Raw genomic sequence first — 24,756 nt, forward strand, 5'->3', positions numbered from 1 at the left:
AATTTCGGAAACCGAATCCGCGAGTCCCACCGGGCCGCAAGGAGGAATGTCCCATGAAGCGATCGATCCTGTTTCTCGCCCTGGCCGCGCTGGCGACGGCGACTTTCGCGTACGCCGAATGTCCCGAACCGGTCGATACGGTCACGGTCCAGCAGATCCAGCTGGGTATGGGCGTGATCGTAAACGAGATTTATTACGTGGACAGCATCGTCGTCACCGGTCTCGGCGAGGCCGGCTTCTACGCCCAGGAGCTGGAAGACACGGGAAGCGCTTTCTCCGGCATCTACGTGTATACCGGCGCCGAGCCGACCGACTACAGCCGCGGCGATCTGGTGAACGTGATCGGCACACTGCAGGAGTACTTCGAATGGACCGAACTCCGGGTCACGAGCGATTACTACGGGTGCGTTTTCATCATCGGCACCGCCGATGTGCCCGTGCCGGCGATGGTCACCTGCTGCGACATCAACGACTCGGTGAACGTGGAGGCGGAGAAGTGGGAGAGCGTTCTCGTGCAGGTCGATTCGGTCCGCGTGACGAATGATAATTACTCCCAATACGGAGAGTGGACGGTCGTGGAGTTCGACGGCGACGCCGGTTGCGCCGCCCAGGAAACGCTCATTTGCGACGACGAGATGCTTCAGCCGGTCGCCGTGCCGGACAGCGGCACGCATCTCCAAGGCATCATCGGCTGCATCTCCTACAACTTCGACTTCTTCAAGCTGAACCCGCGGAACAACGCCGACCTCCTTTACATCGGCCTGCCGCCGGCGCCGAACACCCGCTTCTGCTATCCCATCGACAACAGCCATCTCGGCGTCGCCTTCGACAAGCAGTTGGACGAGGTTTCCGCGGAGAACGCCAGCAACTACTACATCGCGGAGTTCGACATCACCATCTCCTCCGCGCAGATGCAGGACGACTCCCTCACGGTGATCCTCACCACGAGCGACATGTCCGGCTTCACCGGGAGCGCCTTCCGCAGCCTGGTGGTGGAGAACGTGAAGAACGCCCAGGGCGTGCCGATGGCGGCCAACATCGAAGAGTTCATCCCCGGTGTGAAGAACTGCGAGTTCGCGCATCTCACCGACAGCGCCACCGTGGCCGGGCGTCCCTTCGCCATCGGCGCCGTGGTCACCGCTACGCCGACCGAGGCCTACGCGGATCGTTACATGTTCATCCAGGACCGGAACACCGCCTTCGGCTACGGCTTGATCCTTTACACCGGAAGCTACATCGACGTGGACGAGGTCGGCATCGAGAGGGGCGACTCGGTCCTCGTCTCCGGCCTGGTTTCGCCCTACTTCGGCCTGATCGAGATGGGCGTGGTGGATTACATCGGCATCGTCACCCCGGGCCTCGCCGTTCCGGCGCCGGTCGTGGTTTCCGTCGCCACCGCCCGCACCGATCCTTACGAGGGGAAGCTGGTGCGCGTCGAGAACGTGCGCGTGCGCACCGACTCGATCGGCTGGGGCGAGTGGTCCGTCGACAACGTGCTGGGCGACACTCTCTGCATCGACAACATCTTCAGCCCGGGCATCGACAACTACGAGCCCGCGCCCGGCGACTCCTTCACCTTCATCGCCGGCCCGATGTGGTATGAGTACAGCCACCGGAAGATCAACCCACGCGACTACGACGACATCTACATCGTCGGCGTCACCGACGTGGACGACGGCGCGCCGAAGTTCATGAACGCCCTGGATCAGAACCGGCCGAACCCGTTCAACCCGGTCACCACGATCCAGTTCTCGCTCCAGAGGCCGACGGACGTGGCTCTCCGGATCTACGACGTTTCCGGCCGCGAGGTGCGGACGCTGACCAAGTCGAACCTCCAGGCGGGCCGGTACGAAGCGGTTTGGCACGGACAGAACAACGCCGGCCAGAACGTCTCCTCCGGCGTCTACTTCTACCGTCTCGAGGCGGGCGAATACACCGCCACGCGCAAGATGGTGCTGATCCGCTAAGCGCCTTCCCAAAACGCAACGCGGAAGGGGGGACCGTCGGGTCCCCCCTTTTTCTGTGCGGTTTTTGCACACGCCTCCACGCCGCTCCTCTTCGCCCGGACCTTCGGATTCCGCTTCTTTCCCTCTCCGCGTAACGCGCGCGGCGCGCTTCTGCGCGATTTTTGCGCGTTTCAGCCCGCCTGTGCCGTTTCGGCCGGCTTTTTGCAATTTCATTGCGCGGGCGGTTCCCCGACCGTCCGGCCCACACGGGCCGATCCCCGGTCCGCCGAAAGAGTGAACGCAGAAGGGATGGAACCATGATTAGAAAATGCGCCGCCGCGATCGCCACTCTTCTCATCGTCTCCGGCGCCTCCCGCGCCGCGGGGGAAGAGCGCGCCGGGATTCGCGACATACAGCAGGGAGCCTATCCCCCATACTCGTGGGTTCTCGTGGAGAGCGTCACCGTTACCGCGGTCGCGCCGGACGGTTTCTTCGCGGAGGAGGAGGGGGGAGGCCCGTGGAGCGGGATCTGGATCAACCGGCAGAAGACCCCCGCGGTTTCCGTCGGCGACCGGGTGCGCGTCCGGGGCTACTACGCGGAGATCCGCGGTCTCTCCCTGGTCAGCGCGACCGATGCGCTGTGGGGCTCTGTGGAATGGATCGACCGCGCGCGATCCGCCCCGGCCGCGGAGAAAATCGCCGCGGGCGATGTGGGGGAACCCTACGAGGGGGTGCTCGTCTCCATCGGCGAGTTGATCGTCCTCGGCCCTGTCGGCGGCGGGGAGTGGCTCGCGCTCTCCTTCGGCGAAGGCGAGGCGGGAGACACGATCCGCGCGGGGGGGACGATGGCCTACACCATCCCCGAAACGGGGGACACCCTCGCCCTCCTCACGGGCCCGGTTCACACCGTCGACGGCGCCTATCGGATCGAGCCGCGCAATGACGACGATATCGTGTTGATGGAGGAAGCGACCGGCGCCGCCGGCGGCGCGCCCGCCCGCTTCCGTTTGTACGGCAACCAACCGAATCCGTTCAATCCATCCACCCACATCGCCTTCGATCTCCCCGCGGAAGGGAGGACGAGGGCGGACGTTTACGATCTATCCGGCCGCCTGGTCCGCGTCCTGTCGGACCGCACCCTTTCCGCCGGATCGCACACGATCCGGTGGGACGGCACGGACGACCGGGGGAACGAAGTCTCTTCGGCTGTTTACTTCTGCCGCGTCACTCACGGGGGGAACACCGAGGTGATCAAGATGTCGCTCGTCCGCTGAGCGGCGCGCCGCCGAACGTGAAATACAAACGTCCGGCCGGGGGTTTCCCGGATGCCCGTTCGTAAGGACCGGGCATCTTAGAGGAGGGTCCGGCATGTCGCGCATCGATCCTTCCCACGCGCTACCGGCCGTCCACGGAAAGGGTCCGGAAGAGGACCTTTCCCGCGGTGCCGTGGGAAGAAGCGGCGGGGACTCGCATGGCGCGAAGCGTCCCGTCGCACGGCACAATCATCCGCTCCCCTTCGCCCCGTCCGCCGGCGCTTCCGCCGCCCCGGCTCCGCGCAAAGGGGGATCTCCCCCTCTCCCGCTCCACGGCTCCGGCGCCATCCCCTCCTGTTCGGAAATTTTACGGATGCTTTTGGAGATGAAGATGTCCGCGGCGATGCGCGCCCTTCTCTTTCCGGAACCGCGCCGGGAGAACGAGGAATGATCCGGAGAGGGAGGGGGTGACGAAACGATGCGCCCGTCGGTCCCGGATTCTCCCTTCACGATCTCGGGAAGCGAAAAGGGATGCGGCACCGAAATCAGCGCAGGTGCTTTTCCAGGTCGGAGAGATCCATCGGTAGGAACTCGCGGAAGGGAACCGAGCGGATCGAACCTTCCCCGCCGGCGAGGATCACTTCGCCGGTACTCTTATCCACCCACTCGGCGAGAACGCCGAGGCACGCCCCGCAGGGGACCAGGTGGAAGCCGGTATCGCTCCAGATGGCGACGCGCCGGAAACCGGTCGCGCCCTCGCTGATCGCTTTGAAGAGCGCCACCCTCTCGGCGCAGAGCGTGAGGCTGAACGAGGCGTTTTCGATGTTACAGCCGGTGAATACCCGCCCGTCCGTCGTTTCCAAAGCGCAGCCGACGCGCACCTTGGAATAAGGGGAATAGGAACGCTCCGCCGCTTCCTTCGCCCGCCCCGCGAGTTCCTCCGCTTTCATGAAACACCTCCCGTGAGGGGGACCGCACTGTACCGGACATACGGAGCATCGTCAAGCGAAAGGAACGCCTTGAATCCCCTCTTTCCCTTGACCTCTTCGCCAGCGGCGTTATCCTGTCGTGGAAACGCTTTCGCCGCGCCAAAGAGGAGAGAAAAGCATGGACTTCCTTCGCGTGTACTGGCCGTCCCTGATCGGCCTGCTCTTAGTCCTTCTGCACCTGGGCGTTCTTCTCGGACGGTCCGGGGGCCGGACCACCGAGGGGCGCGGATCGGACCACGGAGACCGGGTCTTTTCGATCCTCGTCTCCCTTCTCCTCCTGATCCTCCTGTCGGGCGCCCAAGTCGCCAATCGGAACGCTTTCCGGGCGCTCGCCGAAAGGGAACGACGTAGCGACGGCGCCGAGGAAGCGCTCCAACGGGCGAATCAGGAATGGTCCCTTCGCCTCGCCCGCGCCGAGGGGGAACGCGATTCCCTCCACGCTGCCTTGGACGCGATCGAGGAAGGGGCGCGAGAGAAATTCCATTTCGAAGGCCTGGTTTTGAACGAGGAGGACGGCGGCCCGATTCGCGGCGCGCGGATCTCCCTCTTCCGGAGAGCGGGGGGGCGCACCGGTCGCGAGCGCGCGGTCGCGCGCGACCTGCTCACGGACGGGGAGGGACGGTTCCGCGCTGAAATTTCCCGCCTGCGCTCCGGCGAGGCGCTCCGCCTGGAGGTGACCGCCGCCGGTTTCGCCCCGGCGAAAGAGTGGGTCCCGCCATCCCTTCCCGAGGGACCCGTGACGATTCGTATGCGCCCCTGATTCCCGGTCCGCGCACCGAGGAAGGGTCTCGATCTCCCGCGCCCGCGCGGGCGGACCCCGCGAAACGGACGGCCCATGAAACAGCGTTTCGAAGAGACGAACGACGCCCCCTTCGAGGCGATCCGCAAGGCGGTCCGTTTCGACGGCGCGGAGGAGGAAGCCCTGCGGGAGGTGGCGGCGGAGTTCGCTCCGGCGGTCGATCTCCACATCGAGGCATGGCTTCCCGATTGGCCCGACGAGGAACGCGCCCTCTACCGCGCCCTCTTTTTCGAGGGGCCACGCGATGGGGACTACCCGGAGCGCCGGAAGAAGATCCGAGAGAGGGTCCTCGCGGCGGGAGGGAACGACGGCCGGGGGGCCGCGGTCTGGGCGGCGGGGCTGATCCGTCTGGCGGAGGAGCGGTTCGGCGGCGATCCGGTTCGGCTCGCCCGCGCCGTCGCGGCGATCGGGAGGGCCGCCCTGCTCGACAGGGAGGCGGCCCGCGCACCCTTCACTCCTGAAGGACCGGGTCCGGGCGAGATCCTGAAGACGATCGGCCCCGGCTTCAGCCTCCCCGCGGAGGGGGAACTGGAAGAGGGGACCGATCCGGCGATGGTCCTGGTCCTCTTCCGGGACGGGCGTTTCGCGGACGCCAACCAGACCGCCCTCGACGCGCTCGGCTTCCGCCGGGACGAGATTCGCCGCCTCACCATACGGAACGTGCTCCCCGAAGAGCAGCACGCGCGGGTGCGGATGCACCTGGAGAGGGTCGCCCGGAGCGGCCACGACCACGTGGCGGCGCACATCATCGACCGGGAGGGGCAGGCGACCCACGTGGAGATGATCAGCAGCGCCATCTACGACGACGGGGGGCGCCTGCAGGGAACGCGCATCTTTCTCCGCGACCTGACCCATCAGAAACGACTGGAGGAGGAGAAGCTCCGCTGGGAGCGTCTGGTCGCCGTGGGGAGCATGGCCGCCAAGGTCGCCCACGAGATCCGCAACCCTCTCTCGTCGATCTCGCTCAACGTGGAGCTTCTCATGGATCAGCTGGGCGGCCTCCCCGACGAGGACCGCGCCGAGGCGGGGCAACTGGTCAACTCGATCCTCTCCGAAATCGATCGCCTGACCAATGTGATCGAGGAGTACCTCAGTTTCGGCCGGCTCCCCAGCCCCTCTCTGGAGCCGGTGCGCGTCCGGGATTTCCTGCGCTCCGTCTCGGACTTCGTCCGGCCGGACCTCAGAAGCCACGGGATCGGCCTCACGATCGACGTGCTCCCCGGTACGCCGCGTCTCCTGGCCGACACGAGCCAGGCGAGGCAGTGCCTCCTCAACCTCTTCCGGAACGCCCAGGAGGCGATGAACGCCGGCGGCGAGATCCAGGTGACCGCGGGCCCGCGGGAGGGGAATGTGCTCGTCGAGGTCCGTGACACCGGCGCCGGCATCCCCCGGGAAAATCTCTCCAAGATCTTCGACCCCTTCTACACGACCAAGGACTTCGGGACCGGCCTCGGCCTCGCCTTCGTGCAGCAGGTGATGCGCGAACACGGCGGCCGGGTGGTCTGCCGGAGCCGCGAGGGGAAGGGGACCGTATTCGGTCTCTATTTCCCCGCCGACGAGGCCTGATCCTTGGGCCGTCCGATCGCACTCGCGGGCGGCGGCCTCGCGGCTCACCTCCGCGCCGACCGTACGGTGATCGAGAGGACGAACGGCGCCGAGGCGGTCGCGTGGGACGCCGAGGGGCGCCTCCTCACCGACCAGGTCGGCCGGTGCGTCCTCAGGCGAGGGCTCTCCGGCCGTTTCCTACTCCGGGAACGCGCCGGGGCGGGCGGGCGGCCTCTCGATGCGGGAGAAGAAGGAGAGGTGATCGAGAGGACCCTCCGGATCGCCCGCGACGCGGCGGATCGCCTGGAGGGGAGTGACGCGGGGCCGGAGGAGAGGAGAGAACTCGTCGAACGCCTCGCGAGGATCCTCTCCCGGGACGCGGCGCGCTACGCCGAAGACGCGCGTCGTTTCAACCGCATCTGGAAACCGATTCCCATCCTCCCCCCGGATCGCGGCCTCGCCCTCGTGGCGCAGGGGACGGAGGGGTGTTCCTGGGGGCGCTGCCTCTTCTGCGGCCTCTATCCGGATGGGAGTTTCCGGGTGAAAGGGGAAGAGGAGTTCGCCCGTCACATTCGGGACGCCCTCTCCTTCCTCGGCCGCTCCGCGCTCACCCGGAACGCGCTCTTTTTCGGCGACGGCGATCCATTCGCCGCTCCGGACCGCCTGCTCCTCCCCTTGGTGGACCGCCTTCTCGCCGAGATGGACGCCGCCGCGCGGAGGGGCGATCCGGTCCCCCTCACCCGCGACCTGTACGCCTTCGCCCGCCTCTCCACGCTCGCCGGGCGCGACGCCGCCTCGCTCGCCGCCTACGGCCGCCGCGGCTTCCGGCGGCTCTACATCGGCGTCGAGACGGGCGACCCGGAACTCTACGCGATCCTGCGCAAACCGGGCGACTCGGGCGAACTCCCCCGCGCGGTCCGCGCCGTACACGAGGCGGGAATGCGTGTGGGCCTGATCTTTCTCGCCGGGGTGGGAGGGAGGCGTTTCCGCGCAAGCCACCGCGCCGGAACCATTCGGCTTTTAGAACGAGTGGAGCCGCGAGAAGGAGATCTGGTCTATCTCTCCCCGATCGTCGAGACGCCCGGTTCCGGCTACAGGATATGGATGGAGGAAGAGGGGATCGAGCCTCTCGGCGAAGATGAAATGGAGAAGGAGGCGAGGACGCTGATGGAGGGGATTCGCGCCCGATCGGGCCGGGCGAAGGTGGCGTTCTACCCCCTCCGCTCCTTCGTGTATTGAAACAGGGGGGAACCGGGCGCGGGAAATCGCTCGAAAGGCCGCTTCCAAACCCCGGTGGACAAGGGACTTCCCCCTTGATACACTCCCTCGCGTGGGCTCCCCCCGGCCGGGAAATCGCCCCGGAAGGAGAGGATGTTGGCGGAGAAAGAGACTAGGCGGAAGGCGGCGGTTCTCGTCATCGACGACGAAGCGGAGATCCGCCAGTCCCTCCAGAAACTGCTCACCAGGGAAGGGTACGAAGTCCACGCCGCCGCCGACGGCAAGGAGGCGATGAGCCTCGTCCGGACCCACCGTTTCCCCGTCGCCCTCTCCGACCTCCGCCTACCCGACGTGGACGGCCTCGACCTCCTGAAGATGCTCAAGATCGCTTCTCCCGAGACGGAAGTGGTGATGATCACCGGGTACGGCACCGTGGACGACGCGGTCCGGGCGATGAAGGACGGCGCCTACGACTTCATCCAGAAGCCGGTCAAGCGCCATCTGATCCTGAAGTCGGTGGAGAAAGCGCTGGAGAGAAGAGCGCTCGCCTCCGAGAACCGGGAGCTGCGCGCCCGGATTCGTTCCATGGAGAGAACGACCAGCCCGGTCAGCGCATCCCCGTCGATGCAGAAGGTCATCGAGATGGCGGAGCAGGTGGCGCCGAGCGCCGCGTCGGTGCTGATCCAGGGGGAGAGCGGGACCGGCAAGGAGGTGATCGCCGACATCATCCACGCCGCGAGCCTCCGCAAGGACGCCCCCTTCATCAAGGTGAACTGCGCCGCCATCCCGGAGACGCTCCTGGAGGCGGAACTCTTCGGCCATGAAAAGGGCTCCTTTACGGGCGCGGTCTCACGGCGAATCGGGCGCTTCGAACTGGCCGACGGGGGCACCCTCTTCCTCGACGAAATCGGCGAGATGTCGCAAGCGACGCAGGTGAAGCTGCTCCGCGTGCTCCAGGAGGGTGAGTTCGAGAGGGTGGGGGGGGCGGAGACTCTACGCGTGGACGTGCGGATTCTGGCCGCCACCAACGCCGACCTGGAGGAAGCGATCCGGTCGAGGCGCTTCCGCGAGGATCTCTACTACCGTCTGAACGTGGTCACCATCCACATCCCTCCCCTCCGGGAACGGCCGGAGGACATCCCCCTTTTGGCGGAGCGCTTCATGCGCGCCTTCAACGAGAGGAACAACAAGGCGATCGAGGGGCTCTCGCCGGAGGTGATCGATCGCTTTCTCCAGTACGGCTGGCCCGGCAACGTACGTGAGCTGGAGAACGTGATCGAGAGGGCGGTCGTCCTCGGAAAAGGGAGGTTCGTCGAGCCCGAGGATCTTCCCCCGTCGCTCCATCGCCGGGAAGGGGTGGAGAGCGCCGTCCGCGTCCCCTTCGGCATGACCATGGCGCAGGCGGAGCACCGGATCATCACCGAGACCCTTCGCCGCACCCGCGGAAACAAGGAGATGGCGGCCCGCCTCCTCGGCATCGCCGCACGAACCATCTATCGAAAATTGGAGAACCCCCCGCCCCCGTTTCAGGCGGAATGATGATCCCCCTCCGGGGATTGCGCGAATCGGACCGGTCTGTTACGCTCCTTTCGTCTTGTCAAAATGTCCCGTCCGAGGTTTCGCGGCGGGTTCATCTTGTCAGTCCCCCCGGAAGCCCCGAAGGGAGGGCTGCCCTTAAAGCAATACAAATCAACCGGTTGCATTCTTTCTTTCCTTCCGGTTGGTGGCATGAGCCTTGCGATGCACGGATACGGACTTTTTATTCACGGTAAGGCGAAAGCCCGTTATTAACCCCCAGTCCGCGGCACGCGGAGGAAGGGATTCCCGAATGGCGGAACAGAAAACCAAGAGCACCAAGGGGTGGATCGAGATCTTCGAGGAGTACTGCAAGGGCTGCTACCTCTGCGTGGAGGACTGTCCCCAGAAAGACATCGAGATCGCCGATCACCTGAACACCAAAGGATTTCACCCGGCCAAACCGATCGGGCTCCGATGCGTCGGCTGCGGGATCTGCTTCATGGCGTGTCCCGAACCGCGGGCGATCCGGGTGCACAAAACGGTCCCGGAGAAAAAAGGAGGGGATCGCTGATGGCCCGGAAACTGATGAAGGGGAACGTAGCGGTGGTCATGGGGGCGATCCTCGCGGACTGCCGCGCCTTCTTCGGATACCCGATCACGCCGGCGAGCGAGATCACCGAGACGGCGGCGGACCTGTTCCCCCGCCTCGGCCGCGTCTTCCTGCAGGCGGAGAGCGAAGTGGCCGCGATCAACATGGTCTACGGCGCCGCGTCGACGGGAACCCGCACCATGACCGCCTCCTCTTCGCCGGGGATCAGCCTGAAGCAGGAAGGAATCTCTTACTGCGCCGGCTCGGAACTGCCGTGCGTGATCGTCGACGTGGTGCGCGGCGGCCCGGGCTTGGGCAACATCGCGCCGGAACAGGCGGACTACTTCCAGATGGTCAAAGGGGGCGGCCACGGCAACTACAGGAACATCGTCCTCGCCCCCAACTGCGCCCAGGAGATGTGCGACTTCACCAAGCTCGCCTTCGACCTGGCCGATAAGTACCGCAACCCGGTGGTGATTCTCACGGACGGTTTCATCGGGCAGATGATGGAGCCGGTGGAACTGGAATACGACCCGGTCACGGCGCCGAAGAAAGAGTGGTCCGTGGACGGAACGAGCGCCACGCAGGGGAATCTGGTTTGCTCCATTCAGCTCGCCCCGGAGGAGCTGGAACAGCACGTGTACCATTTGTACGAGAAGTATGCAAAGGTCGAGGCGGCGGAGATCCGCTTCGAGGAATACCTCACCGAAGACGCGGAGATCATCACCGTCGGATACGGCGTGATGTCCCGCATCCTCACGTCCGTGGTGGACGAGGCGCGCCGCCGGGGGATCAAGGCGGGCATGATCCGTCCCATCTCCCTTTGGCCCTTCCCGACGGAGATCATCCGGAAGTACGCCGACTCGGACCGGGTGAAGGAGTTCTTCGTGGGCGAGCTGGCGATGGGACAGATGGTGGAGGACGTCCGCCTCGCCGTGGAGGGCCGGAAGCCGGTCCGCCAGTTCCACCGCGTCGGCGGCATGGTGCCCGACGAGGCCGAGGTTCTGGAAGCCCTCATGGCGCCGAAGGGGGTGGCGAAGTGACGGAAAAGATCATCGAGAAACCGCGAAGCATTCTGGACGAATACAAATACAAACCGGGGGCGGACAAGACTTCGACCCACTACTGCCCCGGCTGCGGCCACGGCAACATCCACAAGCTGATCGGCATGGCCGTGGACGAGCTGGACGTGGCGGACCGCACCATCCTGATCAGCCCGGTCGGGTGCAGCGTTTTCGCCTACTACTACTTCAACTTCGGCAACATCCAGGTCCCCCACGGCCGGGCGCCGGCGGCGGCGACGGGCGCCAAACGAAGCCGTCCGGACTCGATCGTCATCTCCTACCAGGGGGACGGCGACCTGGCGGCCATCGGCGGGAACAACATCCTGCAGGCGGCCAACCGCGGCGAGAACATCACCGTCTTTTTCGTGAACAACGCGATCTACGGGATGACCGGAGGCCAGATGGCCCCCACCACCCTCGTCGGACAGAGCACCTCCACCACCCCCCGGGGGCGCACGATCCGGAACGAGGGCTACCCGATCCGCGTGTGCGAGCTTCTCTCCTCGCTCGAGGCGCCGGCCTACCTCGAGAGGGTCGCCCTCATCGATCCCAAGCACGTCGCCAAGGCGCGCAAGGCGATCAAGAAGGCGATCCAGACTCAGGTCGAAGGGAAAGGTTTCTCGCTCGTGGAGATTCTCTCCCCCTGCCCGACGGGTTGGAAGATCACGCCGGTGCAGTCGCGCAAATGGATCGAAGAGACGATGCTTCCCATCTTCCCGCTGGGCGTCTACCGGGACAAGACCGGCGACGAACCCGGCTCATTCGACGAGCTTGATCCGGAACCGGTGGAGAGGGTGCTCGGCATCGGCGGCGACGACGGCGGCGATAAAGCGCCCCGGCAAAAACTGGACCGGGAGATCCGGATGAAGGTCGCCGGTTTCGGCGGCCAGGGAATCCTCTTCCTCGGCGAAGTGCTCGCGGACGCGGGTATGCACGCCGGCTATCACGTCACCTGGCTCCCTTCCTATGGACCGGAGATGCGGGGGGGAACGGCGAACTGCCAGGTCGTCGTCAGCGAAGAGCGGATCGGCGCGCCCCTGGTCTCGCGGCCGACCGTGCTGATCGCCATGAACCGGCCTTCCTTCGAGCGATTCACTCCCGACCTTCAGCCCGGGGGAACGGTGATCTACGACTCCTCGTTGATCGAGAACGTGACCGTCCCGGAGGGGATCAAGGGATACGGCGTGCCGGCCACCAAGATCGCCGATGATCTGGGGAACACCCGTGTGGCGAACGTGGTCGCGATGGGCGCCTACCTGGGGGTCACCGATCTCTTCTCGAGGGAGCAGGCCGAGAAGGCTCTCCGTCTGCACATCAAGAAGGAGAAGCTCATTCCCCTGAACCTGAAGGCGCTCGACGCCGGCATTCAGGCGGCCAAGGCGCTCCTGTAGAAAACCCCGGCGGACCCGCCCCGGCGAGGGAGGTCCGCGTATGGCTCGGAAAGCGCGAATCCTCGTGATCGAGGACGATCTAGGGCTCAGGGCGTCGCTCTGCGCCCTTTTTCGTCGCGCCCGTTACGACCCTCTCGGCGTCTCCTCTCCGGAAGGGCTCCGTCTCCTCCGGAAGGGGCTGGACGTGGACTTGATCGTCGCGGATCTCTGGGACGGGCCGCCGGAGGGAAGGGCCCTCCTCCGCCTTCTCGACCGGACGGGCCGACGCGGCATGCTCCTTCGCCTTTCCGATCCTCGCGGCGGCGGCGGCGGGGAAGAGGAGCGTGAGGAGGATCTCTCCGTGACCGACAATATCCTCCACCGCGGCAGGCTGCTCGATCAGGTCGCACGCATGCTCGAATGAGGGCGGCGTTTCCTCCGGAAAGCCCGGAAATCTCTCGGCGCCGGGAACGCGGCGACGGCCGAATTTTTACCAGTGGCGACCCGCAGAACCCTCACTATACTGAGTAAAGAAGACCGATCGAAAACAGACGAGGAGGAAGATCGATGGTCCGTCCAGAAGAGGACGGGAGAATCCTCTTTCGCTTCTCCTGTCCGGAAAGGCAGGGACCGGTTTTCCTGGTGGGGGACTTCAACGGGTGGAGCGAGAGAAGACACCCGATGGAGCGTACCCCGGACGGCCACTGGCGAATCCGCATACCGCTTCCGCCCGGACGCTACGCCTTCAAGTACCTCTGCCGGGGAGACTGGTACAACGACCCGCAGGCGGACGCCTACCGCGAGAACGCCTGGGGGAGCGTCGACTCCCTGATCAGCATCCCCCGTTCGCGTTGACCCTACCGTTTTCTTCCGGGAAAGGGCGGCCGTTCCTTTCCGCGCGCGGGTGAGGGGGAGCGCCGCGGTCCGTCCTTTCGAGGACCCGCGGGACGATTGCCCGCCCGCGCCGCCGACACCGGTTTTTCAGACTTCCCGCCTCGCTTCTTGTCCCCGAACCGATCCTCCGGTAGCATTCCCTCGAATCCCGAGAGCAACTGAGCCCGGGCGGACGCCGCGGGTGGGCGAAAGAGGGAGCGGAACATGAGCCGAATCGACCGCTTGTACGAGGAGTCGGAACCGCATTTTCCCCGATGGGAAACGATCAAGGATTGCGTCGATCAGTTCATTGATTTGATGCTCAATTATCGCCAGAGCGGCCACCCGGGGGGCTCGCGTTCCAAAACGCACGCCCTTGTGGCGACACTGCTCGGCGGTGTGATGCGCTGGGACATCCGCCGCCCCGACGCCCCCTTCGGCGATCGCTTCGTTCTGGTGGCCGGACACACCGTTCCCCTGGTCTACGCCACCCTGGCGGTGCTGAACGAGTCGCTGCGCGCCCGGCACCGCGAAACCGGCGACCCCCGCTTCCTCATCCGCAAGGAAGAGGAACGCGCCCTCTACGCGGAGCACCTGCTCGGCTTCCGCCGGAACGGAGGCCTATCGGGACACGCCGAGATGGAAGGGCGGACCCTCTTCCTCAAGTTCAACACCGGCCCATCCGGCCACGGCTCGCCGGCGGCGGCGGGCGAGGCGCTGGCGCTGAGGCGCGCCGGGGCGGCGGGCGTTCGCGTCTTCGCCTTCGAGGGGGAAGGGGGGCACTCCGCCGGTGCGATCCACGAAACCAAGAACTCCGCCTGGGGGCTCGGCCTGGACAATCTGATCTACGTGCTCGACTGGAACGACTTCGGGATCGACGACCACCGGGTCTCCTCGGTGATCGCCGGCGGACCGGAGGATTGGTTCGGCGCCTACGGGTGGAGGGTGCGCGGGGCGGAGGAAGGAAGCGCCTGGGGTCCCGTCACGCGGGCCCTTCTCGAGATCGTCCACGATCCGGATCCGGGAGGGCGGCCCGGCGCCGTTTGGATCCGCACCCGAAAGGGACGCGGCTACCTGAAATACGACAACAAATCCCACGGCTCGCCGCACGCGGCGAACTCGGAACTCTTCTGGGAGACGAAGCGGGAATTCGCCGAGAAGTACGGCGTTCGCTTCGAGGGTTTCGGCCGGCCCCTCCCGTCGGATCCGGAGGCGGTGCGGGAACAGGCGGCGGCCAACTACCAAATCGTGCTCGACGTCATCCGGAAGGACCGGGATCTTCTCCACTACCTGACCGACCGCCTCGTGGAGATCGGCGAGTCGGTGCCGGACCGGCTCGAAGGCTTCCGCATCCCGGAGGAACGGAACCCGGCCGAGGACGAAACATTCTTCGATTGCCGCGCCTACCCGGAAACGATCTGGGCGAAGCCGGGCGAGAAGAAACCGAACCGGGCCGCCCTCGCCTCGTGGGGCGCCTGGATCAACTCGGCGAGCCGGGAACGATACGGGAGGCCCCTCTTCATCGCCTGCAGCGCCGACCTGGCCGATTCGACCAACATCTCCGGCTTCGGAAACGGGTGGGAAGGGTCGGAGGGATGGGGCTGGTACGAACGGGAGACGAACCCGGAGGGAGCCCTCCTCCCGCAGGAGATCACCGAGTTCACCAACGCGGGGATCATGGCGGGACTGGCGTCGGTGAACTTCTCCCGGGAGCCGGAGAAGCGGTTCAACGGGTTCTGGGGGGCCTGCTCCACCTACGGTTCCTTTTCGTACCTCAAGTATGGGCCGATGCGTCTCTTCAGCCAGCTCGCGCAGGACTGCGACCTGCGGGTCGGCCGCGTCCTCTGGGTGGCGGGCCACTCCGGCCCGGAAACGGCGGACGATTCGCGCACCCATTTCGGCATCTTCGCCCCCGGCGTAACCGATCTCTTTCCGCGGGGCCGGGTGGTGAACCTCCATCCCTGGGAGTACAACGAGGTGCCAGTGGTGCTCGCCGAGGCCTTTCGCGGCGACTGGCCGATCGTGGTCCTTCATCTCACCCGCCCGCCCGTGGAAATCCCGGACCGGGAGGCGCTCGGGATGGCGCATCACTTCGAGGCGGCCCGCGGCGCCTACCTGATCCGGCCCTACCGGGAGGACAAGCCCCGGGGCGGCGTTCTTTTCGTGCAGGGGACGTCCACCACGGCCAATCTGATTCGCGTGTTGCCGGAGCTGGACCGAGAAGGTTTGAATGTAAAGATCGTGGCGGCGATCTCCCGGGAGCTGTTCGACCGGCAGCCGGAGCCTTACAGAAACGGCCTCGTTTCCGACGCGGACTGGATCGACTCGACGGTGATCACCAACCGCTCCCGCCTCCTCGCCGGACCCTGGTTGGCGCACCGGGACGCGGAGGCTTACGCCATATCCTCGGACTGGGACGACCGTTGGCGGACCGGAGGCACGTTGGAGGAGGTGTGCGAGGAGGCGCGCATCTCGCCGGAGTGGATCCTACGCGGGATCGAGCGTTTCGTCCGGGACCGGGAAAAGCGTCTCGGCCGGATCGCCGGCGCGCTGGCGAGGGCGCGAAAAGAGTGAGCCGGCCGGAGGGAAGGCGTGAACGGAAGAGGGGAGGTCCCGGCGGGGCCTCCCCTCTTTGCTTGCCCCTCGATTTCGCGGATCAGCGGATCAGCGTCATTTTGCGGACCACGCTCTCTCCGTTCGCATCGAGCCGGTAGAGATAGACGCCGGAAGCGACGGAGCGGCCGGCGTCCGTCGTGCCGTCCCAGACCTTCTCGTGATCCCCCGCGCCGACCTCGCCCCGGAAGAGGGTTCGGACGATCCGTCCGGAGGGGTCGAGGACCGTCAACGCCACGCGGGAGGGATTCTCCACGCGGAAGGGAAGAACGGTGGCCGGGTTGAAGGGGTTCGGCCGGTTGGGAAGGAGAACGAAGGCGGCGGGCGGCGCGCCGGCGGCGATCGCCGTCGCCGTCTCGTGGAGGAAGGCGATGTTCGGGTCGTCCGGATCCCAGTTGGTGACCACCAGGTCGAGGTTCTCGGAATAGACGTAGTCGATCTCCACGTTCCCCGAACCGGCGGGCGGGGCGGAGGCGAGCGAGATCCATCCCTTGTCCAGGTCGTAGGCGTAGGCGCCGTAGGGGACGGGGTTCCCGTTCACCCGGATCGCGTCGATACGGCGGAGGGGGAAGTTTTCCGTATAAAACACCTTCGCCGCACCGTCGCCGCTCTTCGACTCACCGGTCACGGCGACGGAACCGAAGTTGTCCAGGTCCCCCCAGACGCAGCTCTCCACCACGAGTCCTTTGGCCGGGTTGGGGAAGATGTAGGAGAAGGAGGCGGTCGGCTCCAGGGCGCCGCCGAGGTTCTCGTACACGACCGCATGCTCCCACCAGCCTCCCGAGGCGAGGTCGAGGTCGCCGTCGCCGTCCGCGTCGGCGAGGGAGACGGCGGAGTAGTACTGCTTCGGGTCCGAACAGATCCAGGAGGCGTTCGCCTCCAGCGTGCCGCCGGTGTTGAAGTAAACGCGCACGTCCGACGCGCCGCCGAGCTGGCCGTTGTTCGCCACCGCCAGGTCGAGCAGACCGTCGCCGTTCACGTCCCCCCAATCGAGCTGGAGGGTGTTCTCCGTGTCCGCCGACTCCCAGAAGGGAACCGAATCGAGCCCCGCGCCGTTGTTCCGGTACACCCGGTTGGGGCCGAACTCGTTCGCCACCGCCAAGTCGAGGTCGCCGTCGCCGTCCAGGTCCCCCCACGCCACGTCGAGGGAGTAGTCCACCGGACCGGTGGTCCAAACCGCGCCGGTCGTCAGCACGCCGCCGTCGTTCCTGTACAGCTTGCTCTTCTGCGGCACCGACGTGTAAGTCTCGCCGCAGGCGACCGCCAGGTCGAGGTCGCCGTCGCCGTCCGCGTCCCCCCACGCGAGATCGAAGCTGTTGTCCAGGTCGCCGGAAGTCCAAACCGGCAGCGAGGAGAAGGTTCCCCCCTGGTTCTCGTACACCTTGTCGTACTGGGGCGTCCCCGGATCGCCGAGCAGCGCGACGGCGAGATCCAGGTCGCCGTCGCCGTCCATGTCGCCCAAATCGATGTGACAGTGGTAGCCCACGTCGGCGCTGCTCCAAGAGGCGGTTCTCTCGAGCATGCCGCCCAGGTTGTAGTACACGCGGTTCGGATTCCGAGCCATGTCATTGCCGTTTCCGGTCACCAGATCGAGATAGCCGTCGCCATCCACATCGGCGAGAGCCCCGCCGGTGCTGTAGTCCCCGTCGATGGACCGCCAGTCCGGCGGTTTGATCAGGGGCACCACCCCACGCGCCGGGAGGGGTGCCGCGAGAAGGAGCGGCAGGGGAAGAAGGAGAAGGAGCGTTCGGAAAAAAGCGGGAAGGGATAGGGTTCGGATCCCGGCACCGGACATGATCGCACCTCGCTTGCGTGTGTTCGGCTTCGGCGTTCCGGGGAGCGTGGTGGGAGGGGAACGCTCGGCGTTCAGATGCCGGAGGTCGGAATCGAACCGACACGAGGCTAAGCCTCGGGGGATTTTGAGTCCCCTGCGTCTACCAATTTCACCACTCCGGCGCGATCTACCTTATAATTCTACAGGTCGTTTCGCGCGCCGTCAACGGCTTCCCGAGAGGAGGGAGAACGCCTTTTCGTGTTGACGGAAACGAGCCGAAAGGGTATCTTCTCACTCTGATCGGCGCCTATTGCGAAGAGGAATGGGGGCTGTAGCTCAGCTGGGAGAGCACTTGACTGGCAGTCAAGAGGCCACGGGTTCGAGCCCCGTCAGCTCCATTTTTCTTTTCCCCGACCGCTCTATTCCCAGTCGAACTTCCATGTGTGGTGCTGCACCATTTCGCCATCGTGATACGCTTCGAATACGACCGAGGAGATGGATCGATCGAGCCGGAACGGGAAAGTAACGTCCGCTATGCTCCCCCAGATCGAAGTGCCGCGAATCGACGCTTCCTGCAGCTCGGCGCCCCGCACCTCCTCGATGGCGGCCGGATCGAAAACCCCTTCGTCCCCGCCGCGGAGGCGGAAATTCCACCGTTCCAAATCGACCATGTCGGCACGATCCCCCCAGATGACGACGCGGAAGCTGATCCCCCGGTCGATGAACCGTTCCCGCATCGACCGGAGGGCCTGATCGGCGCCCGACTTGTCGCCGACCCGCTTGACCAGGTACGCGTAATCATAGAGAAGAACGGACGTGGTTCCGGAGGTCTCCATCAGCGTTCGTCCCGTGTAGGGACGGACGAAATACGCCTCCAGTTCCTCGAGGGAGAGGTTCCGATAACTCATGTGAATCTGTTCGTCCACGGTAGGGTGGACGGGTTCCATAAAGAAGGCGGGGGGGGAGCATGAGAGGAGCGGGAGGAAAAGCGCGAAGGCGATCGGGGCGAGGGCGAGGCAGGTGACTTTTCTCTTATGCATCACGAATCCCTCCGGGCAACACCGTACCAACGGCGCCGATGTGAGTCAAGATCGACGCAATCCGCATCGCCCCCTCGCATTCTGGATTCCGCCCTTCTTGACACAACGCCTCTATTGCATTAAAATAAATATCGACAACGGCTTAAGGTTGGTGCGCGCCTTTTCCCCATCATGCGGGAAAAGACCCTCGAGCCGGAATCGATTGTGCCGCAACCGAGTACCGGGACATCCCCCCCGCACTCCCGGAGAGGTGTGAGGCAAAACGCCTTACATCGCTCGATCGACCGTGAGAGGGTTCTTCTTCCTGAAAGGGAGAGAGGGCGAGGAGCGGGTGTTGCCCATGAACCGTGATTTCATTCTAGCAAACGGTTTGTACCGCGGACCTCAGAAATCACCCGAGGTCCCTCTGTGCTTTCTTTGCACACCCCCTATCCCTGGCACCCCCCTTGCAATTTCTCACCGGCAAATACGAAGCGGTAGATGGGGATTCGTTCCCTGCGCTACCCGTGGTTTGCCGGGTCGTGGGCTGATCTCATTCGACTTGGATTCGAGTTTCACGGTTACCTGTGCACACGGTAGGGGCGGGGAACCCCCTTCTTTCCGCATCCCCCATTTCCTTTCGGCGCCCGCGCCGCCCTCGGCGATCCCCTTTGCCGCGGCGGAGGGTTGACGATGCGCTTCCTTCGAACTATTCCGGCGCTTTCGATCCTGGCCGGCGCGCTTCTCTGCGCGGCCCTCCCCGCGGCGGCGGTCGAAGGGCTCCTTCTGATCGCGCCGGGCGGGGCGGGCTGGACCGATTCGCGGGACGCCATCGAGGGAGCGGGCGGCCGTCTCCTCTTCGCCTTCCCACCGGGGGGTGCGGTGATTGAGGGACCGGATTCCTTCTGGGAGAGGATCGCCGGGCTACGCGACGATTGGACCGTCCGTTTCGACGCGATCCCCGAGTCGGAGTCGGCCGGGTTCGAGCGGACCGCGCGTTTCGCGGCGCATGCTTGGAACAGGAGGCTCTCGCCGCCGGCGCGGGGGGCGCATCGCGCCGGAGAGCCGGGAGAGAGCCGCGCCGGTCCGGCCCCCGCCGGCGACGGGGGCATGATGAAGGCGCCTCCGGGCGGCAATTTCTTCGACACGAGCGAGTTCTTCCTCGGCACGGTCGCGATCGCCATCCTCCTTCCGGAGAGCGACGGTTCGATCGATCCCTCCACCGAAAACTGGTCCGCCGCGCGGATCGACTCCGTGATCGCCGAGGTGCAGGAGGGAGCGGCCTGGTGGATCGGGAAGGCGCCGGGCGGGCGGCTTTCCTTCGTGTATGAAATCCCCGATCCGATCCCCTGTCCCTATGAGCCGATCTCACGCAACGCGTTCGTGGCGAAACAGGAGACCCTCTGGGTCCGCACCGTTTTCGATTCCCTGGGCTACGCCTCCGGCGACACATGGTTTCGCGGCCGTTCCTACCTGAACGACGTGCGGGACACCCACGGCGCCGACTGGGCGGTGGCGGTTTTCGTCGCCGACTCCGAGAACGATCCGGACGGGAGGTTCGCCAACAGCCTGATCGGGTTCTCCTACTACGGCGGGCCCTACCACTGCATGACCTACGACTGCGGTTCCTACGGGATCGGGGGGATGCGCGCCGTCGAGGCGCACGAGCTGGCGCACAATTTCTACGCCCTCGACGAATACTACTCGGCCCACAAGGGGTGCGCCCTGAAGGCGGGATACCTTTACGCGGAGAACCAGAACAGCGAATACGGTTCCTGCATTCTCGACGAATCGTGCATCATGCGGGACGACCTGCAGGCGGCCTACGACTCGAGCGCCGCCTGCGTCTACACCCTCGCGCAGGTCGGGATGGCCGACGACGACGAAGACGGGATCGCCGATATTCTGGACACCCATCCGAGCACCCTCTTCGACGCCTTCCCCGACTCGACCGACGATGTGACTCCGACCGTCGGCGGCGCCGCCGAGGTGAATCCCCGCACCAACCGGAACGCGCTCGGCGAAGGGAACGACATCACGCTGAACACGATTTCCGCCGTGCAGGTCCGCATAGACGGGGGGGAATGGCTCGTCGCGCAGCCGGCGGACGGCGTATTCGATTCCACCTGGGAAGCCTTCACCTTCACCGCTCCGGCGGTGACCGAGACCGCCCACGTCTTCGAGGCCCGGGCGATCAACTCCGAGGGGAACGCGGACACGGTCTTCGCCGCGGAGACGCTCCTCGTCTACGACGGCACGCCGCCGTCACCGGTGGCATCGCCCGTCGCCGCGGCCCTCGACTCATCGGTCACGCTGGCCTGGGTCGCGCCCGAGGACGGCGACTACGAAGCGGTGATGATCCGCTTCGGCACCGCCGCCTACCCGGCGGACACGCTCGACGGTTTCCTCCTGGAACGGCGCGCCGGCGCCCCCGGCGAACCGGACACGACGATCCACGCCGGCCTCTTCCCGGACACCACCTACTATTACGCCTTCTTCTCTCTCGACGAGGCGTCCAACCCCTCGGCGCGCGCGGAGGCCACCGCCACGCCTCTCTACCCGCTCCCGCCGGCGGCCCTCCTCGCGCCCCCGGCCGGATCGCTTTATGTCGAAATCGAAACGGACTTTCTCTGGAGCGCGATCCCCCTCGATGATCCGCTCGACACATTGATCGCCTACGCCGTGCAGATCGCCCGGGACAGCCTGTTCACCGACGTGCTGGTGGACAGCGAAGCGACCGCCGGATCGCCTGCGGACACCTTCTGGACCTGCGCCGGCCTCCCCGAGGGGACCATCCTCTGGTGGCGCGCGCGCGGCCTGGACGTCCTCTCCGGCACATGGGGCCTTTGGGGCGTGGGATCGCGATTCGCCACCCGGCTCCCCCTCGCGGGGATCGCCTTCCTCGACTCCACGCTCTCCGGCTACACCAACTTCGCCGACGGCGATTCGCTTCTCCCCAACGAGGACGCGCGCGTCGAGGTCCGTATCGAACCGGCGGACACTCTCGACATCGGCGGCTTCGCCGGCTGGGTCCGCTGGGAGGGAACCACGACCGACTCCGCGCCCCTCGCCCTGGACAGGAACGAGGGGGGATACGGCTACTGGCGGGGCGAGATCCCCTATGGAACCGCCTTCCACCGCGGGGACACGGTCTCCTTTTACGTCTCCGCCGGAGCCCCCTACCAAGCGGGTCTGCGGGACAAGAACGCCGGGGACGACTACGCCTTCACGGCGGGGAGGAGCAAGCTCGCCGCGCTCCACGTGCCGGAGCAGACGGACCCCTATGTGCCGATGCGGTATCCCTTCATCCCGAGCGACGCGGATCCGTCGATCACTCTGACGATCCGCGCCGAGCCTTCCGGGAACGTCACCGGCGGCGCGGCCGTTCTCCGTGTCGCCGGCGATCCGAACTACTCTCTCTTCCCGGTCCTTTCGGACACGCTGATCGGCGGCGTCGATTACCTCACCGTTCTCGTCGATTCCACCTTCGACGTCGACGACGTGGTGGAGTACTACCTGCGGGTCTGGGGTGACCCGTCGCTTTGGGACACCACCTTCCTCTACGGGACCAACGACACGAGCCGGACCGCCTCCGTCGAGGCGAGCGCCGCGGGCGCGCCCTTCACCTTCCTCGTGCACAGCGTGACCGGGCTTCCCGCGGCGGGAGACGGGCTCCTCCCGTCCCGAAACGAACTTCTTCCGAACGCGCCCAATCCGTTCAACCCGACGACCACCCTCTCCTTCGCACTCACCCGCGCCGAGCGCGTCAGCCTCGCACTCTTCGACGTGCGGGGACGGCTGGTCCGCGTGCTGATGGACGACGCCCGCCCGCCGGGCTGGCACGAAATCGCCTGGAACGGCTTGGACGGCGGCGGGAAGGAAGCGCCGAGCGGCGTCTACTTCTCCGTGCTCCGGGGGAACGGCTGGAACCAAACCCGCAAGATCGTCCTCATCCGTTAAAGAGACGCGCGGGGACGCGCCCCTCTTCGATTCTCCCCTCCATTCCGCGCCGGAACCGCATGAGATCAGCGCGTTTCCGTTGACAGCGCACGGCCCCCTCTGCTACGTTCCACGAGATTCTCGAGGAAACACACCCCGATCCGAGCCGCCCGTCGGCCGGATCGTCGCAAGGAGGAGAGCATGGGCGAAGCGTTGGGCATGATCGAGTGTCGCGGGTTCATCGGCGTGGTGGAAGCCGCGGACGCGATGGTGAAGGCGGCCAAGGTCACCCTGGTGCACTACGAACGGATCGGCGGCGGTTACGCCACGGCGATCATCCGCGGAGACGTGGCCGCCGTGCGCGCCGCGACCGAAGCGGGTTCCGCCGCGGCGAGCAAGGTGGGCGAACTGGTCTCGGTGCATGTCATTCCCCGCCCCCATTCGAACCTGGAAGAGGTGCTCCCCATCGGGAAGCGCTCCGGCGACAACGACTGAACGAGGTTCCGGGGAGGGAGCGTAGATGGTACTGGGCAGGGTGGACGGCACGGTGGTCGCCACGCGGAAAGACGCCAAGCTGGAGGGCCTCAAGCTCCTCCTGGTCCGCGTGGTCGATCATCAGGGTAATCCGTCCGGCGGCGCCTTCGTCGCCGTCGATTCCGTGGGCGCCGGCGTCGGCGAGGTGGTTCTCTGCGCCCAAGGAAGTTCCTCCCGCCTCACCCCCGCCACGGAAAACCGGCCGGTCGACGCGGTGATCCTCGCCATCGTCGATCTGGTCGAGGCGGAGGGGCGGGTCACCTACCGGAAGGACGCGTAGGACCGGTGGAGAAGGGCGATTCCTACATCGACGCGATCGTCGACCGCGTGCTGGAGAGGCTGACCGCGGGGGCGTCCGGGACGCGCCCGGCCCCGTCCACGGCGGGGGACGGCCTCTTCGACACCCTGGACGAAGCGGCGCGCGCCGCGGCGGAGGCGTTTCGCGCATTCTCCGCGCTCCCGCTGGAGGCGCGCCGCAGGACGGTCGCCGCCGTCCGCCGCGCGGCGGTGGAGGGGGCGGACGAACTCTCCCGCCTCGCCGTGGCGGAGACCGGCATGGGGCGTGTGGAGGACAAGGTCCGCAAGAACGTCCTCGCCGCCGAGAAAACGCCCGGACCGGAGATCCTCGATCCCGACGCGGTGACCGGCGACCACGGGCTCACGCTGACCGACCGCGCCCCCTACGGCGTGATCGGATCGATCACCCCCTCCACCAACCCGAGCGAAACGATCATCCACAACGGCATCTCCATGATGGCCGGCGGGAACGCCGTCGTCTTCAACGGACACCCGGGCGCCAAGGAGACCACCGCGCGGACCATCGTCCTCCTGAACCGCGCCATCCACGACGCGGGCGGGCCTCCCTTCCTCTTCACCGCCGTGCGGGAGCCGACCATCGAAACCGCGCAGGCGCTGATGACGCACCCGGGGATCCGCCTTCTGGTGGTGACCGGCGGGCCGGGAGTGGTGGCGGCGGCGATGCGGAGCGGGAAGAGGGTGGTGGCGGCCGGGCCGGGAAATCCGCCCGCCGTGGTGGACGAAACCGCCGACGTGGAGAGGGCGGGGAAGGATCTGGTCCTCGGTTCCTCGTTGGACAACAACATCATCTGCGTCGACGAGAAAGAGGTGATCTGCGTCGCCGCCGTCGCGGATCGCCTTCGCGACGCGATGGTCCGCGCCGGCGCGCACCTTCTGGAACCGAACCGCCTGGAGGCGCTGGAAAAGCTGGTCCTCGCGGAGAACGCCGGCCCGGGACGACACGGCGCCCCGCGCAAGGAATGGGTCGGACGGGACGCGAGCCGCATTCTCGACGCCCTCGGCGTCCCCGCCGCGGGGGATCCCCGAATCGTTCTGGTCGAGACGGAGCCGGATCACCCGTTCGTCTGGACCGAGCTTCTCATGCCGGTCATCCCTCTCTGCCGCGTGCCGGACGTGGACGCGGCGATCGACCTGGCGGTCCGGGTGGAGCAGGGCTTCGGTCACACCGCCAGCATGCACTCCCGGAACCTGGACGCCCTCAGCCGGATGGCCCGAGCGGTGAATACATCCATTTTCGTGAAGAACGGCCCCAACTACTCCGGACTCGGTTTCGGCGGCGAGGGGCACACCAGCTTCACCATCGCCAGCCCCACCGGCGAGGGGCTGACCGACGCCCGCACCTTCACCCGGCCGCGCCGTTGCGTGCTCGTCGACCGGTTCCGAATCGTTTAGGCG

Annotated in this window: 19 protein-coding genes and 2 tRNA genes; 17 read left to right on the forward strand and 4 right to left on the reverse strand. The window is 66.2% G+C overall.

Translation table 11 applies throughout. The features are described from left to right. Positions 1 to 53 precede the first annotated feature (53 nt). Together JW958_05775 and JW958_05780 are read left to right on the forward strand one after the other, a co-directional pair. On the forward strand, positions 54 to 1,967 hold the full coding sequence (locus tag JW958_05775; GenBank protein MBN1825757.1) for a T9SS type A sorting domain-containing protein: 1,914 nt from the start codon (positions 54 to 56) through the stop codon (positions 1,965 to 1,967). Positions 1,968 to 2,263: 296 nt separating this feature from the next. After that, complete coding sequence (locus JW958_05780; protein ID MBN1825758.1) at positions 2,264 to 3,220, forward strand: T9SS type A sorting domain-containing protein; 957 nt, start codon at positions 2,264 to 2,266, stop codon at positions 3,218 to 3,220. Positions 3,221 to 3,744: 524 nt separating this feature from the next. Here the strand turns inward: JW958_05780 and cdd are convergent. Further along, on the reverse strand, positions 3,745 to 4,149 hold the full coding sequence (cdd, locus tag JW958_05785; protein MBN1825759.1) for a cytidine deaminase: 405 nt from the start codon (positions 4,147 to 4,149) through the stop codon (positions 3,745 to 3,747). A 157-nt stretch (positions 4,150 to 4,306) separates the two neighbouring features. Here cdd and JW958_05790 point away from each other — a divergent pair, with 157 nt between their 5' ends. The 10 genes from JW958_05790 (at position 4,307) to JW958_05835 (ending at position 15,738) form a co-directional block, all read left to right on the forward strand. Further along, a complete protein-coding gene (locus JW958_05790) occupies positions 4,307 to 4,948 on the forward strand; it encodes a carboxypeptidase regulatory-like domain-containing protein (protein ID MBN1825760.1) in 642 nt (213 codons plus the stop codon). A 75-nt stretch (positions 4,949 to 5,023) separates the two neighbouring features. Next, on the forward strand, positions 5,024 to 6,553 hold the full coding sequence (locus JW958_05795; protein MBN1825761.1) for a PAS domain-containing protein: 1,530 nt from the start codon (positions 5,024 to 5,026) through the stop codon (positions 6,551 to 6,553). Between the two features lie 3 nt (positions 6,554 to 6,556). Further along, on the forward strand, positions 6,557 to 7,771 hold the full coding sequence (locus JW958_05800) for a radical SAM protein (protein MBN1825762.1): 1,215 nt from the start codon (positions 6,557 to 6,559) through the stop codon (positions 7,769 to 7,771). A gap of 132 nt (positions 7,772 to 7,903) precedes the next feature. Then, a complete protein-coding gene (locus tag JW958_05805; protein MBN1825763.1) occupies positions 7,904 to 9,289 on the forward strand; it encodes a sigma-54-dependent Fis family transcriptional regulator in 1,386 nt (461 codons plus the stop codon). A gap of 289 nt (positions 9,290 to 9,578) precedes the next feature. Further along, positions 9,579 to 9,839 carry a 4Fe-4S ferredoxin gene (locus tag JW958_05810; GenBank protein ID MBN1825764.1) on the forward strand — a complete coding sequence of 87 codons (261 nt, stop codon included), beginning with the start codon at positions 9,579 to 9,581 and terminating at the stop codon, positions 9,837 to 9,839. Beyond that, positions 9,839 to 10,900, forward strand: coding sequence for a 3-methyl-2-oxobutanoate dehydrogenase subunit VorB (locus tag JW958_05815; GenBank protein MBN1825765.1), 1,062 nt, complete (start codon positions 9,839 to 9,841; stop codon positions 10,898 to 10,900). Before JW958_05810 ends, JW958_05815 begins: the two co-directional genes overlap by 1 nt. After that, complete coding sequence (locus tag JW958_05820; GenBank protein ID MBN1825766.1) at positions 10,897 to 12,312, forward strand: 2-oxoacid:acceptor oxidoreductase family protein; 1,416 nt, start codon at positions 10,897 to 10,899, stop codon at positions 12,310 to 12,312. Before JW958_05815 ends, JW958_05820 begins: the two co-directional genes overlap by 4 nt. Positions 12,313 to 12,352: 40 nt before the next feature. Further along, positions 12,353 to 12,715: a hypothetical protein gene (locus JW958_05825; protein ID MBN1825767.1), complete on the forward strand. Its 363-nt coding sequence runs from the start codon at positions 12,353 to 12,355 to the stop codon at positions 12,713 to 12,715. Between the two features lie 143 nt (positions 12,716 to 12,858). Then, positions 12,859 to 13,146, forward strand: coding sequence for an isoamylase early set domain-containing protein (locus JW958_05830; GenBank protein MBN1825768.1), 288 nt, complete (start codon positions 12,859 to 12,861; stop codon positions 13,144 to 13,146). Between the two features lie 243 nt (positions 13,147 to 13,389). Next, complete coding sequence (locus JW958_05835; protein ID MBN1825769.1) at positions 13,390 to 15,738, forward strand: transketolase; 2,349 nt, start codon at positions 13,390 to 13,392, stop codon at positions 15,736 to 15,738. A gap of 82 nt (positions 15,739 to 15,820) precedes the next feature. On the opposite strand, the gene JW958_05840 is transcribed toward JW958_05835, so the two are convergent. Then, complete coding sequence (locus tag JW958_05840; GenBank protein ID MBN1825770.1) at positions 15,821 to 17,572, reverse strand: VCBS repeat-containing protein; 1,752 nt, start codon at positions 17,570 to 17,572, stop codon at positions 15,821 to 15,823. A 76-nt stretch (positions 17,573 to 17,648) separates the two neighbouring features. Beyond that, a tRNA-Leu gene (locus JW958_05845) sits at positions 17,649 to 17,733 on the reverse strand. Positions 17,734 to 17,876: 143 nt separating this feature from the next. On the opposite strand from JW958_05845, the gene JW958_05850 reads away from it, so the two are divergent. Beyond that, positions 17,877 to 17,949: transfer RNA gene (locus JW958_05850), tRNA-Ala, on the forward strand. A 21-nt stretch (positions 17,950 to 17,970) separates the two neighbouring features. Here JW958_05850 and JW958_05855 read toward each other — a convergent pair. Then, entirely contained in the window at positions 17,971 to 18,591 is a 621-nt protein-coding gene (locus JW958_05855) for a hypothetical protein (protein MBN1825771.1), read from the reverse strand. Positions 18,592 to 19,263: 672 nt separating this feature from the next. Between JW958_05855 and JW958_05860 the strand changes: the two genes are divergently transcribed. From JW958_05860 to JW958_05875, 4 genes are all read left to right on the forward strand, one after another. Next, complete coding sequence (locus JW958_05860; GenBank protein MBN1825772.1) at positions 19,264 to 22,530, forward strand: hypothetical protein; 3,267 nt, start codon at positions 19,264 to 19,266, stop codon at positions 22,528 to 22,530. 180 nt (positions 22,531 to 22,710) lie between these two features. Continuing rightward, the gene (gene eutM, locus JW958_05865) at positions 22,711 to 23,004 is read left to right on the forward strand and encodes an ethanolamine utilization microcompartment protein EutM (protein MBN1825773.1); all 294 of its coding nucleotides are present in this window, start codon (positions 22,711 to 22,713) and stop codon (positions 23,002 to 23,004) included. A gap of 25 nt (positions 23,005 to 23,029) precedes the next feature. Then, positions 23,030 to 23,323, forward strand: a complete 294-nt coding sequence (locus JW958_05870; protein MBN1825774.1) for a EutN/CcmL family microcompartment protein — start codon at positions 23,030 to 23,032, stop codon at positions 23,321 to 23,323. Positions 23,324 to 23,328: 5 nt separating this feature from the next. Next, positions 23,329 to 24,753 carry an aldehyde dehydrogenase EutE gene (locus JW958_05875; GenBank protein ID MBN1825775.1) on the forward strand — a complete coding sequence of 475 codons (1,425 nt, stop codon included), beginning with the start codon at positions 23,329 to 23,331 and terminating at the stop codon, positions 24,751 to 24,753. The last annotated feature ends 3 nt before the right edge of the window (positions 24,754 to 24,756 follow it).

The sequence above is a fragment of the Candidatus Eisenbacteria bacterium genome (genome assembly GCA_016930695.1).
Lineage (GTDB): Bacteria > Orphanbacterota > Orphanbacteria > Orphanbacterales > Orphanbacteraceae > JAFGGD01.